General features: G+C 58.2%; 13 protein-coding genes and 3 tRNA genes. 8 read left to right on the top strand and 8 right to left on the bottom strand.

Annotated features, from left to right (window positions below):
- Positions 1–108 precede the first annotated feature (108 nt).
- Positions 109–834 (bottom strand): phosphatidylcholine synthase, encoded by a 726-nt coding sequence (gene pcsA / locus ACZ47E_RS07180; RefSeq protein ID WP_006698811.1) that lies wholly within the window; start codon positions 832–834, stop codon positions 109–111.
- 209 nt (positions 835–1,043) lie between these two features.
- Between pcsA and ACZ47E_RS07185 the strand changes: the two genes are divergently transcribed.
- Positions 1,044–2,252: a UbiH/UbiF family hydroxylase gene (locus ACZ47E_RS07185; RefSeq protein ID WP_278066820.1), complete on the top strand. Its 1,209-nt coding sequence runs from the start codon at positions 1,044–1,046 to the stop codon at positions 2,250–2,252.
- On the opposite strand, the gene ACZ47E_RS07190 is transcribed toward ACZ47E_RS07185, so the two are convergent.
- Both ACZ47E_RS07190 and ACZ47E_RS07195 read right to left on the bottom strand, forming a co-directional pair.
- On the bottom strand, positions 2,236–3,174 hold the full coding sequence (locus tag ACZ47E_RS07190; protein ID WP_004442347.1) for an AEC family transporter: 939 nt from the start codon (positions 3,172–3,174) through the stop codon (positions 2,236–2,238). The two genes, ACZ47E_RS07185 and ACZ47E_RS07190, sit on opposite strands and share 17 nt — an antisense overlap.
- Positions 3,175–3,208: 34 nt before the next feature.
- Positions 3,209–3,955 carry a cytochrome c biogenesis CcdA family protein gene (locus tag ACZ47E_RS07195; protein WP_022556323.1) on the bottom strand — a complete coding sequence of 249 codons (747 nt, stop codon included), beginning with the start codon at positions 3,953–3,955 and terminating at the stop codon, positions 3,209–3,211.
- A 280-nt stretch (positions 3,956–4,235) separates the two neighbouring features.
- On the opposite strand from ACZ47E_RS07195, the gene ACZ47E_RS07200 reads away from it, so the two are divergent.
- Positions 4,236–4,311: transfer RNA gene (locus ACZ47E_RS07200), tRNA-Lys, on the top strand.
- A gap of 123 nt (positions 4,312–4,434) precedes the next feature.
- Here ACZ47E_RS07200 and ACZ47E_RS07205 read toward each other — a convergent pair.
- From ACZ47E_RS07205 to ACZ47E_RS07215, 3 genes are all read right to left on the bottom strand, one after another.
- Complete coding sequence (locus tag ACZ47E_RS07205) at positions 4,435–5,178, bottom strand: glycosyltransferase family 25 protein (protein ID WP_072494471.1); 744 nt, start codon at positions 5,176–5,178, stop codon at positions 4,435–4,437.
- A 133-nt stretch (positions 5,179–5,311) separates the two neighbouring features.
- A complete protein-coding gene (locus tag ACZ47E_RS07210; protein ID WP_464016806.1) occupies positions 5,312–6,574 on the bottom strand; it encodes a YcbK family protein in 1,263 nt (420 codons plus the stop codon).
- A gap of 157 nt (positions 6,575–6,731) precedes the next feature.
- Positions 6,732–7,172: a VOC family protein gene (locus ACZ47E_RS07215; protein WP_045533768.1), complete on the bottom strand. Its 441-nt coding sequence runs from the start codon at positions 7,170–7,172 to the stop codon at positions 6,732–6,734.
- Positions 7,173–7,364: 192 nt separating this feature from the next.
- On the opposite strand from ACZ47E_RS07215, the gene ACZ47E_RS07220 reads away from it, so the two are divergent.
- Together ACZ47E_RS07220 and ACZ47E_RS07225 are read left to right on the top strand one after the other, a co-directional pair.
- Positions 7,365–7,943: a cold-shock protein gene (locus ACZ47E_RS07220; RefSeq protein ID WP_004442353.1), complete on the top strand. Its 579-nt coding sequence runs from the start codon at positions 7,365–7,367 to the stop codon at positions 7,941–7,943.
- Complete coding sequence (locus tag ACZ47E_RS07225; RefSeq protein ID WP_004442355.1) at positions 7,943–8,425, top strand: DUF192 domain-containing protein; 483 nt, start codon at positions 7,943–7,945, stop codon at positions 8,423–8,425. The genes ACZ47E_RS07220 and ACZ47E_RS07225 overlap by 1 nt, the downstream gene beginning before the upstream one ends.
- Positions 8,426–8,485: 60 nt before the next feature.
- Here the strand turns inward: ACZ47E_RS07225 and ACZ47E_RS07230 are convergent, their stop codons facing one another.
- Positions 8,486–8,734 carry a BON domain-containing protein gene (locus ACZ47E_RS07230; protein WP_003522642.1) on the bottom strand — a complete coding sequence of 83 codons (249 nt, stop codon included), beginning with the start codon at positions 8,732–8,734 and terminating at the stop codon, positions 8,486–8,488.
- A gap of 224 nt (positions 8,735–8,958) precedes the next feature.
- Between ACZ47E_RS07230 and ACZ47E_RS07235 the strand changes: the two genes are divergently transcribed.
- Entirely contained in the window at positions 8,959–9,228 is a 270-nt protein-coding gene (locus ACZ47E_RS07235; RefSeq protein WP_004442357.1) for a DUF982 domain-containing protein, read from the top strand.
- A gap of 209 nt (positions 9,229–9,437) precedes the next feature.
- Positions 9,438–10,580: a ceramide glucosyltransferase gene (locus ACZ47E_RS07240; RefSeq protein WP_278067464.1), complete on the top strand. Its 1,143-nt coding sequence runs from the start codon at positions 9,438–9,440 to the stop codon at positions 10,578–10,580.
- A 52-nt stretch (positions 10,581–10,632) separates the two neighbouring features.
- Here ACZ47E_RS07240 and ACZ47E_RS07245 read toward each other — a convergent pair.
- Positions 10,633–10,709 (bottom strand) — tRNA-Pro (locus ACZ47E_RS07245).
- Between the two features lie 264 nt (positions 10,710–10,973).
- Here ACZ47E_RS07245 and ACZ47E_RS07250 point away from each other — a divergent pair.
- On the top strand, positions 10,974–11,279 hold the full coding sequence (locus tag ACZ47E_RS07250; protein WP_004442361.1) for an ETC complex I subunit: 306 nt from the start codon (positions 10,974–10,976) through the stop codon (positions 11,277–11,279).
- 48 nt (positions 11,280–11,327) lie between these two features.
- Positions 11,328–11,404 (top strand) — tRNA-Arg (locus ACZ47E_RS07255).
- The last annotated feature ends 48 nt before the right edge of the window (positions 11,405–11,452 follow it).

Below are 11,452 nucleotides of genomic sequence, written 5' to 3' on the forward strand. Positions count from 1 at the left end.
ATGATACATGATCAGGACTTATTGATAACGGTTTTGCTGCTGCGCACAACTGAAAAAGAAGCTGCTTAAATGCAATTTGCACAAGCAATAAACGGCTTTACCTCTTCATCATTTCGCGCCGAGCGTTGGGAAAAACTGTAAAATTCCTCCGATGCAATACAGGTAGATGCCGCTCGCCACGAACCCCACCACCGCCCATGTTGGCGTCTGGAAATGCATCAGCAGCGCATAACCACCAAGGGCGCACCAGATGGCCACGACAAGAAGATTAAGGGACCGCAGCCGCTTCACCCGCACGGGATGCAGGAAATTGATCGGCAGAAATGTCAGGAACACCGAAACAGTCACGACTGTCATGGCGGTGGTGGCGCTGGCATCCATCACGAAGAGCGTGAAGATCACCATGTTCCACACCACGGGGAAGCCCGAGAAGAAATATTCGTCGGTCTTCATCCCCATATCGGCATAGTAGATAGCACTGGACACCACGATCATGCCCGCCGCCACAAAGGACCATGGCTCTCCAATCATGCCGCTCTGATAGAGCGCGAAGGCAGGCAGAAGCACATAGGTCACGTAATCGATGATGTTGTCGAGCGTATCGCCCGACCAGTTTGGCAGCACTTCCTTGACCCGGACCTTCCGGGCGATAGGGCCGTCTATCCCATCCACCAGCAGCGCAAGACCAAGCCACCAGAACATATCGACAAAACGGTGCTCGGAAGCAGCGACGACGCCAAGGAAGGCAAGAAAGGAACCGGACGCCGTTAGAATATGAACGGAAAAGGCGCGGATTTCCGCATAGGGAACACGCTTGTAGTTGAAAATTTTCATGGTCAGCGTCTGCGCCCCGCTTTTCATCCGCCCTGCTTATTCCGGTATGCGGCCATTCACCACGCTTTGCAACCGGCTCAGTCGGCTTATCCTAAGACTAATGTGGCGGCAGACCCAATGAATCTTCACAACCGGATGTTCCCGGACGGAAGTGGATTTGCCGATGCAAAGCCTTTATGATGCTCTGGAAATAACAACGGATCAGGACCATGAGACACTTCGATATCGCCATAACAGGTGCAGGACTTGCGGGTCAGATCGCGGCCATCGCACTGGCACGGGCGGGTCGCCACGTGGCGCTCGTAGCACCTTCCACCGACAGGAAGGACCGGCGCACCACGGCGCTCATGGACCAGTCTATCGGCTTCCTGGACCGTCTCGGCCTGTGGTCACGCATCGCGCCTTCGGCCGCCCGCCTTTCCACCATGCAGATCATAGACGGAACCGACCGTCTGTTGCGAGCACCGACAGTGCAGTTCCGTTCCTCCGAAATCGGCCTGGATGCATTTGGCTGGAACATCCCCAACGAGGCCTTGCTCGGTGTTCTCAGCGAAGCGGTGGAGCAGGAACACAATATTATCCGCCTCGACACCTTCGCCGAGGCGATCGATATCGGCGACGACCGCGTGACGGTGACGCTTGCGGACGGCGAAACGCTCTCTGCCGATTTCCTCATCGGGGCAGATGGCAGGAAGTCGATGGTCCGGGATGCAGCCGGCATCGGCGTGAAATCCTGGTCCTATCCGCAGACCGCCGTCGTTTTGAACTTCGGCCACAGCCGACAGCATGGAAATGTTTCGACGGAATTCCACACGCCCACCGGCCCTTTCACGCAGGTTCCCCTTCCCGGCAACCGCTCCAGCCTCGTCTGGGTCGTCACCCCGCAGCAGGCGGAAGAACTGACTGCCCTGCCACTGGAAGCGCTGAGCCTTCGGGTCGAGGAACGCATGCAGTCCATGCTGGGCGCCGTTACCGTCGAGGATAGCGTCCAGGCATGGCCGCTCTCTTCCATGACCGCCCATCGCTTCGGCAAGGGCCGCGTCGCCCTGATCGGCGAGGCGGCACATGGTTTTCCGCCCATCGGCGCACAGGGACTGAACCTCAGCCTGCGCGACATCATCTCACTGACGGAATTGCTGAGCGCCGTTTCCGACCGCCCCATTGCGGCCGATGCCGGCAGCAGCTTCGACCGCAGGCGGCGGGCGGATGTCTATAGCCGCACACTGAGCGTCGATCTCCTGAACCGCTCGCTGCTTTCGGATTTCCTGCCCATCCAGATGGCGCGCGCAGCCGGCCTGCACGTACTTTCCGGCATCGGCACGCTCCGAAGCATTGTCATGCGCGAAGGCATCGAACCCGGCCGGGGCCTGAAGGCCCTGCCCTCACTGCTGTTCGGCAGCTTCAAAAAGGCTGGATGAAATAAACCACGCCCGTCAGCGTGAGAACCGACAGCACCGTCGAAATCAGGATCGTCGCCGACGCCCGCTCCTGCCACACATGATATTGCTGGCCGATGACGAAGACATTCGTCGCGGTCGGCAAAGCAGCCAGCAGCACGGCGGAATAGATCCACACCGGCTCGAATCGCCCGAGCGACGACAGCACGAGATAAACGGCGAGCGGATGCAGGATGAGTTTTGCCGGCACGATGTAACTGATCTCCACCGGCACCCGCTTCATCGGCCGAAGTGCCAGCGTCACGCCCATTGCAAACAGCGCACAGGGTGCGGCTGATTGCGCCAGATAATCCACCAGCCGCTGCACAGCCTCCGGCGGTTGCCATGACAGCGAAGCGGCCAGGAAACCGGCGATGACGGATACGATGAAGGGATGGGTGATGACCTTGCGAGCCACATCCAGCGCAAGCTTCGCCGGGGAACGCTTGTCGCCGCCTGCAACGGCCATCATCGCCGGCGCGACAATGAAATGCGCGGCGTTTTCGAGGCAGACGATGAGCGCCACAGGCACCGCCGCCTTTTCGCCGAGCGCCAGAAGCGCAATGCCCGGGCCCATATAGCCGATATTTCCGTAACTTGCCGCGAAACTCTGGATCGTCGTTTCAGCGAGGCTGTTTTTCCGGACAAAACGACCGATCAGGAACACAACCAAGAAAATGCCATAGGTACAGACGAGGCTGGCGGCAACGAAATCCATCCGCGCCAGTTCTTCCACCGGCGTTTTCGACACCAGCTTGAAAAACAGCGCCGGCAGCGCCGCGTAGATGATGAAGGTGTTCAGCCAGCCCATCGCCTCGACCGGCTGTTTCGTGATGCGCGCAGCGCCGTAGCCGATCAAGATGAGGCCGAAAAACGGCAACAGCAATCCCACGATGTCAGTCACTATGTCTCCCCCGCAAGCAACTCCAGCGGGAGGCTTAGCCGATTTGCATCAGGATCGGAAAGGTCTCCTGGAACCAGATCGCCACATTGGTGATAAAACCGGATATGAAAGCGAGGCCGGTCAGCACCAGCAACACGCCGAGCAGCTTTTCCACGAGTCCGAGATGGCGACGGAAGCGGACGAGGAAACGCATGAAGGAGCCGGAAAACGCCGCCGCGATCCAGAACGGTACCGCAAGGCCAAGGGAATAAACCGCAAGCAACATTGCGCCGTCGCCGACCGTGTCGCGTGAAGCAGCAACGCCGAGAATCGCGCCAAGAACCGGGCCGATGCAGGGCGTCCAGCCAAAGGCGAAGGCGAGTCCCATGATATAGGCTCCGGACAGCGTCGCCGGCTTGCCCGCGCCCTGAAACCGGGCCTCGCGCGAAAACAGGCCGATACGGAACACGCCCAGGAAATTCAGGCCCATCAGGATGATGATGAAACCGCCGATCTTGGCGAGAATGTCGAGATTCTGGCGCAGAAGCGTGCCTATCGTTGAGGCGCCCGCGCCCAGCGCCACGAAGACGGTGGCAAAACCGAGTGTGAAAAAGAAGGCCGAAAACAGAACGGCCCTGCGAATCTCGGGCCGTGGTGCCGCGTCTTCCGTCCTGAACTGCTCGACCGACACACCCGCCATATAACAGAGATAAGGCGGCACCAGCGGCAGAACGCAGGGCGACAGAAACGAAAGAGCGCCAGCCAAAAGCGCGCTGAACAGGGAAATATCGGCAATCGACAAGAGAAACTCCGCATCCCGCAAAGCCGCCGCGATTCTTGAGAGCCGCTACCGCTTCACGCTTCATTTTCACGCATGTCGTTGCCGCAAAACGATTTCAGCCGCCAGGCAGACACACTTGACGCCGGTTTTATCCCCGGCCGCCCCCTCTCTCCAATCACCTTTTCGGGGGTGCGACAAAAAAAACCGGATTGATCGCCGAAAGCGCTTTTTTTGGGTTGACCGAACGGATCGCTCTACATATGTTCCGCGCACTTCCGAAGGGCAGCCAAGCCCGCCACGGGAGAGCGTAGCTCAGCCGGTAGAGCAACTGACTTTTAATCAGTAGGTCCAGGGTTCGAATCCCTGCGCTCTCACCACCTCATAATATTTTTCGTATGTATTTCCATGGGCTTACCCAACCGGCAGGCAATCATCCCGCCGGGTGTTCAAAGCGTTTCCAACATCAACACAGAAAACAAAAGCGTCGCCACCACGGACGCCTAGCGGTACGCGTAGATGTAACGTGCTATATTGTCATAAAAGCTGGAAAGATAAGCGGGCAGTCGCCTCAGTCGGGTGAACTTGCTGCCTTTATATTCCTCGCGCGTTCCGACGAGCGTATTCGGGTCGCCAAAGGGCAGAAAGTCCCTGTCGGAGACGTAAACGTTGGTGCCATATCCCCAACCGCACTCCAGGGCGCGGTCGAAAGGTAGCGTCATCACACGCGCCGTCTTCAGGAAACGCTCAGCGGCGCTGCGCGAAACGATGTAGCACGCAGATGAACCTTGAGGCCCATAGATGCAGCGGCCAAACGTATCCCCAAATGCACTCGTTCTGCGGCCTTTGAAACCCTTGCGGCGATGATTGGTCAATTTCACGACTGCATCGTCAGGCATGATCGCCACCATGGCCCTCACCCGCTCCGAAAAATCCGGCGTGAACGCCACGTCGTCTTCAACAATCACCGCGACAGGGGCATTGGTTGAAAGAAAGATCTCAAGCGCTTTAATGTGGCTGGCATAACAGCCATATTCTCCCGGCAGTGCGTGGCGCCCGTTGCGCAGTTCGAAGCGGCGTCGGTCGAAATCGCGCCAGTTTTCAGGGAGGACGGTCTTTCCATCAATTCCCTCCACCGGCCGCAAATCAAGATCAAGACCCGCGGCCCCTTCGAGCATTTTTTCCAGTCGCGCCCGCGCACGGGCAATCGAAATGATGTAGACGGGCAAATTGGACACAGGCTGCATTTCGCAAGACACCATAAGCGGGAAACAATGAACCGCCGCGTCCTACAACAATGGGAACGTTGCGTCCACGGTCACGCTCCACTGTCCATCGTCAGGAGTGCCGTGGCTGTAAGCCGGCAAGGAATGGTCGCAATCACTTCCGCGCGGCGGTACGGCGGCAGCGCCAGTTCCAGTCTCTCGGTTCACCGGTGTCCATATGGACCGATTCGGTATGGCAATAGGTGCCGACACCCCCGCGGTTGGGCAGGGAACGGAGATAGGTTGCGAGTTCCCACTTGGATACACCCTTGATCTGTATGTCGGCCGCATCGCAGGTATAGTGTTTTGAACCCTGCCTTATTCCCTTTGGCGGACGGTAGCCCGAGGTGACAATGGCCGGGCTGTTATAATGTCGCTCCACATCCTTGATCATGCTGATGAGCTCCGGCTTGAAACAACCGACTTCAACGCGATCTGTCTGCAGGAAAAGCCCGTTCGGCGCGACGCGGGTCAGGCCGGAGAGCGAGGCAAGCTTCATCAGCCCGGTGGGTTCATCGTCCTCTTCATCGAGATGAGCGTCGTCGAATTCGTCGGACATCATCGAGCGACCGGAGAGCGCAATGCCCATCGTCTTGTCCGCCGCTCCCGGAAGTGCGGCCACCTGCGTGCCACCTGCCGAACCGCTTTCGATCATTTTCGGCAGGCGCTTCTTGGCTGCACCGGCGAAAAATGCTGCAAGCGTGACGCCCTTGCCTTCGCCTTCCTGCTTCTCGTCGCCCATGGCGGCACTGGTCGCGGGCTGCACCGAAGCAAGCTGTTCCGATGCGGTTTGTGGCACCGGCACGGCAGCGGGCTGGCGGTTCTCGCTGTGCTGCTCCGGTACCTGCGCGGCTGACGGCACAGCAACAGGCGCGGATACCGGCTGCGGTTGCGCCACCTGCACAGGGGCGGAGTAAACGCTGCTGAGCGCAGGTGTGATTTTCTGGGAAGGCACGCCCGCCGCGGCCGCGCCGGGCGCCGTGGCGGCCGGGGAAGGCACTGCGGATGCGGTAGAATAGATGCTTGATGTTCCAGCGGAAATTCCCGTTGGCTGCGTCGTCAGTCCGGCGATATCGGCGGCAGCGCCGTAACCCTGTGCCGGGCCGCCCGCTGCCTGATGCTGCGCCGGAGCCGTGGTCGCGCCAGCCGCTGACGCCACGGCGGGATCCATATAATGCCCCTGCTGCGCACCGGCCGCGGGTGCAGCAGTTGCGGCCATCTGCTGCTTCTGCTGTCCGGCTACTTCCGGCTTTTTGGCAGTGGCGGCCATCTCCTCGTCAGTCACCGCCGAAACGCATCCGGAAAGCCCCAGCAACGAAACCGCGATGACGAGACGCCGACAAGAAACGCGTCCCTTTGCGCCCTCGACAGTTTTCATGGGTGGCCTCCGTATCTTTTATTTCCAACAGCAGCACGGGAACGGAATCGTGTGCTTCCCCCAAAACGGGACTGGCCGTTTCGATTCGCGGACTATGCCTCATCCCCTCAGGACAAGGCAAGAGCGCCCGAAAACGCTGCTGCTCACCGGAAAATCCCTACCAGGAACCGGTATTCTGCATAGATATCCACGGTTCGGCTGGTGCGAGGCTTTCGCCTTTCTGCAAAATTTCGAAAGAAATACCATCCGGTGAACGTACGAAGGCCATATGCCCGTCTCGCGGTGGCCGGTTGATGATGATGCCGTTCTGCTGCAGATGCGCGCAAAAGTCGTAGATATTATCGACCTCATAAGCGAGGTGACCGAAATTGCGGCCACCGGTATAATCTTCACTATCCCAGTTATAGGTGAGTTCGAGGCACGGCGCCTTGTTTTCCTTCGCCGCAGCAACGTCGTCGCGAGCTGCAAGAAACACCAGAGTGAAGCGGCCTTTTTCGTTCTCGATTCGGCGTATTTCGGCAAGGCCGAGCAGGTCGACATAGAATTTAAGTGATTCGCCAAGGTCTTTGACGCGAACCATCGTGTGCAGATACCGCATTTTATTCCTCTCCATTACACGGGTCCGAAGCCGTTAAACGCATGATCGCAAGCCCCGGACAAGGACGGCGACATAAAAGCAGCTGCGTAAATCAAAAACTAGGGCTTGCGTGAAACCGTTACCAAGATGTTAATCTGGCGCACAGGAATCAGTTGACCGGTGTATGGCGCGTAATCGAGGGGTTGGCAGGATATGGCTGATAGGATGTCATCGAAAACGATAGTCGATGTCGAGGACCTTTCGGGCGATGCCGTGGACCTGACCGAGATCACCGGCGTCGTGAAGTGGTTCGATGTCGCCAAGGGTTTCGGCTTCATCGTGCCCGACAACGGCACACAGGATGTGCTGCTGCATGTTTCCTGCCTGCGTCGCGACGGTTACCAGACGATCCTTGAAGGCACGCGCATTGTCGCCCTCATCCAGCGGCGCGACCGTGGCTTTCAGGCATTTCGAATTCTCTCCATGGATCAGTCCACCGCCGTTCACCCCTCGCAGCTGCCGCCGGTGCGCACCCATGTGCAGGTGACGCCGTCCAGCGGACTGGAGCGCGCCATCGTCAAGTGGTTCAACCGCACCAAGGGTTTCGGTTTCCTGACGCGTGGCGAAGGAACGGAAGATATTTTCGTGCATATGGAGACACTGCGCCGTTTCGGCCTGACCGAACTTCGCCCCGGGCAGGTTGTGCTGGTGCGTTATGGCGATGGCGACAAAGGCCTGATGGCCGCGGAAATCCACCCGGACAACCCGGTTTCGATCGGGATGTCGCATTGATGTCCGCCCTGCCCGATATGGTGAAGAGCGCCGTTATGGCGCTTCTTTTTTTCACGCTGGCCAGCGCCGCCCAGGCGCAGCAACAGCAGACATTCACCTCCGAACCGCTGCAGATTGAAACGGCCGGGGGAAAAAGCCACGATTTCACTGTGGAACTGGCGCTGAACAATGCCCAGCGCGAGCAGGGCCTGATGTTCCGCAAGAGCATGCCACCAGAAAACGGCATGTTGTTCAATTTCGGTGAACCGCGTGATGTCGCCATGTGGATGCGGAACACGCTTATTCCGCTCGACATGCTTTTCATTGGCCGTGACGGCCGCATCACCCACATCCACGAAAACGCGGTTCCACATTCGGAAGCCATCATCAGCTCCCGCGGGCCAGTGAAATTCGTGCTTGAACTGAATGGCGGCGCTGCGAAACGCTACGGCATCAAGCCTGGCGATATTGTGCGCAGCGCGCAAATCGGCAACCGGAAGTGACGTTACCGCGTTATTGCGTCTGAATGAGCCGGACGATGTTTCGCCCGGCTGGCGCAATGTTCAGTAGACCGGCTCTATATGGCTCAGAATCCTGCAGTTGGAAATGGAAGCGGCAAGGTTGATGGCGATGTCGATCGCCTCGACCGAATCAGCCGTGCCTTCCAGATAGATCACGTCATTTTCGACAGTGGCGGAAATGCGCGACTTTTCGAGACCTGATTCAAAGGCCAGTGCCGAGGTAATGGCCTGGCATACGCCTGCCATGCGGTCACCAAAGAAGCTTTCCTGAATACCTGACAGATTGAACATATGTGTTCTCCTTCTTATGGACATTACAACGCCTTTGGTGGCGGTTTTGTTCATCTCCGGTTCATCTATTTGTTCATCTTCCATTCATCTTGAAAAATTGGAACCCCCCAATCGATCACATTTTAGGTGATCGGGAACCATTTCGTGAGGCGGGCATTTCGCGCATGGGAGTGAAAAGGGAGTGAAAACCGCCATGAAGGCGCGTGAAACAGGAGGAGAATGACATGCTGATCAACAGAACGGAGCCGTGTCACCACGCCTCGTGGATGAAGCCGGTGGCGATCCACCTGCCCTTGTCCGCAGCAGTGGAAATCTACAGCCCGCTGGTAGCGCTGGACATGCTGATGTACCGCTGGCCGGAAGAACACGGCCCGGAATATGAAGAAGCACGCAGAAACTGCCTCGATGCCATCGCCGGACGATGCGACATCGAAAAAGCGCGGGAGTCGTTTCTCATCGCAAGCAGTCACGCTCATATTCTCAACATGCACTGACGTTCATTATCCGCGTTTATGACTGGCCCTTCTCCGTGAAGGGCTTTCTTTTGGCGTTCACTCTTTCAGGCACAATCTCCGCGCGGAAAACTCCCGCCTGCCGCCGGTGACATGTAACTGTCACGCAAACGTTATAATCGGCAGAGACAAATTCCGTGGAATCACCGGGCGGACAAACCGCCGGAAGCTCGGGAGTGGACCTGGCCAGCATGGAAACCGTCTTTGCCCTTTGCGCAATTCTGCTCGTCGCTTTCAACCTTCTCGGTATCTGCCTTGCCGGGTGGCGGCTAAAGCGGCGCGACCCGGAAAATTCCCTTGCGCGGCAAAAACCGCCTGTCTCGATCGTTGTGCCACTGCGCGGTGTGGAAAGTTTCACCCGTCTTACGCTGTCACGCGCCTTCGAGCTCGATTGGCCGGATTACGAACTGCTTTTCTGCGTTGCAGATGAATTCGACCCCGTCATTGCGCAAGTGCGCAAAGCTCAGAGCGCCTTTCCTTCCGTTTCAGCGCAATTGCTCATCGGCGACGACCGGATCAGTGCCAATCCAAAACTGAACAATTGCGTCAAGGGCTGGCTGGCCGCCCGGCATGAATGGGTCATCCTCGCCGATTCGAACGTATTGATGCCGAAGTCCTACGTGACGCGCATGATGTCGGCCTGGCGGAAAGACAGCGGCCTCGTGTGCTCCCCGCCGCTGGGCTCGCGGCCGACGGGTTTCTGGGCGCATGTGGAATGCGCCTTCCTCAACGGCGCGCAGGGCCGCTGGCAATATGCGGCAGAAGCCATCGGAATGGGTTTCGCGCAGGGCAAATCCATGTTGTGGAACAAACCGTTCCTCGAGGACCATGGGGGTATCCGCGCCCTCGCCGCCGAAATCGCCGAAGACGCCGCCTCGACGAAGCTGGTGCGAAACGCTGGCCGCAGGGTGCATCTTGTCTCCGCCCCTTTCGAGCAACCGCTCGGCCAGCGTCACGCCGGCGAAATCTGGTCACGCCAGGCCCGCTGGGCGCGGCTAAGGCGCGTGACCTTCCCGCAATATTTCGCGCCGGAAATCCTGACGGGCGCACTTCCCCCGCTTCTGTTCGCACTCACCGCGGCGGCCATGATGGACGTGAACCTCTTAGCGACCGCCCTCGCCGTCCTCGTCCTCATATACGGCCCCGAATTGGCCCTGACCGCCCTCAACGGGTGGCCAATATCGCTCCATACCCTGCCGGCCATGATCGCACGGGACATCATCATGCCCGTCATCTGGACGAGAAGCTGGATTGGCAGCGCAGTGGCATGGCGCGGCAATGTCATGACAATCGGTACGGCGGAAAGCACTTTGGCCGGCCCGCCAGCGGAATAATGACAATTTATGGGAAGAGGTTACGCCGGAAAGCTGATGCTTTGCCTTAAAATGGTCGGAGTGGAGAGATTCGAACTCCCGACCCTCTGGTCCCAAACCAGATGCGCTACCAGACTGCGCTACACTCCGCCGAGGCGATGGCTGGGGAATACACGGTTCATACGCAGTCCGCAACAGGGAAATTCATCTTTGTTCAGCCGCGACACCGTTGAGCAAAACGTAAGGTCGAACGGGCAGCGCATGAACCGACAGCAAGGGGATAATCGTCTTGACTCTCACTTGAACTCGGTCCATTTCAAATTCAACGTTCCTGACACGATTTGGTTATTCTATTCAGGTACGTGATGAATAATCCGGGGTTTCACCCCGCTGTCCAACCGGAGCAGTTTCGACATGTCTGCGAAGATTTACCGCCCTGCAAAAACCGCCATGCAATCCGGCAAGGCGAAGACCAATGTCTGGGTTCTGGAATTCGACGCCGAGGTTCCGCGCAAGATCGATCCGATCATGGGCTACACCTCCAGTTCCGACATGAAGCAGCAGGTCAAGCTGACATTCGAGACACAGGAACAGGCCGAAGCCTATGCCCAGCGCAAGGGCATCGAATATCGCGTGATCCAGCCGAAAGAAGCGACCCGCAAGGTGGTTTCCTACACCGACAATTTCCGTTTCAACCGCACCCAGCCCTGGACGCACTGAAACACGACGACCAAAGTTTTTGCCGGAGCATCGATTGCCCGGCATGACGGCCCCTTAGCTCAACTGGATAGAGCAACTGCCTTCTAAGCAGTAGGTCGCAGGTTCGAGTCCTGCAGGGGTCGCCAATATTTTCAAGCGCTTAGCGGCATTTCCTGAATCAGTTGTGATTTCGC

Source organism: Agrobacterium sp. 5Ca39 (genome assembly GCF_055382365.1).

Bases quoted from the DNA above. Each gene is read 5' to 3' on its own strand.
- pcsA (WP_006698811.1), bottom strand. From the start codon at position 834: ATGAAAATTTTCAACTACAAGCGTGTTCCCTATGCGGAAATCCGCGCC.
- ACZ47E_RS07185 (WP_278066820.1), top strand. From the start codon at position 1,044: ATGAGACACTTCGATATCGCCATAACAGGTGCAGGACTTGCGGGTCAG.
- ACZ47E_RS07205 (WP_072494471.1), bottom strand. From the start codon at position 5,178: ATGCAGCCTGTGTCCAATTTGCCCGTCTACATCATTTCGATTGCCCGT.
- ACZ47E_RS07210 (WP_464016806.1), bottom strand. From the start codon at position 6,574: ATGAAAACTGTCGAGGGCGCAAAGGGACGCGTTTCTTGTCGGCGTCTC.
- ACZ47E_RS07215 (WP_045533768.1), bottom strand. From the start codon at position 7,172: ATGCGGTATCTGCACACGATGGTTCGCGTCAAAGACCTTGGCGAATCA.
- ACZ47E_RS07220 (WP_004442353.1), top strand. From the start codon at position 7,365: ATGGCTGATAGGATGTCATCGAAAACGATAGTCGATGTCGAGGACCTT.
- ACZ47E_RS07225 (WP_004442355.1), top strand. From the start codon at position 7,943: ATGTCCGCCCTGCCCGATATGGTGAAGAGCGCCGTTATGGCGCTTCTT.
- ACZ47E_RS07230 (WP_003522642.1), bottom strand. From the start codon at position 8,734: ATGTTCAATCTGTCAGGTATTCAGGAAAGCTTCTTTGGTGACCGCATG.
- ACZ47E_RS07235 (WP_004442357.1), top strand. From the start codon at position 8,959: ATGCTGATCAACAGAACGGAGCCGTGTCACCACGCCTCGTGGATGAAG.
- ACZ47E_RS07240 (WP_278067464.1), top strand. From the start codon at position 9,438: ATGGAAACCGTCTTTGCCCTTTGCGCAATTCTGCTCGTCGCTTTCAAC.
- ACZ47E_RS07250 (WP_004442361.1), top strand. From the start codon at position 10,974: ATGTCTGCGAAGATTTACCGCCCTGCAAAAACCGCCATGCAATCCGGC.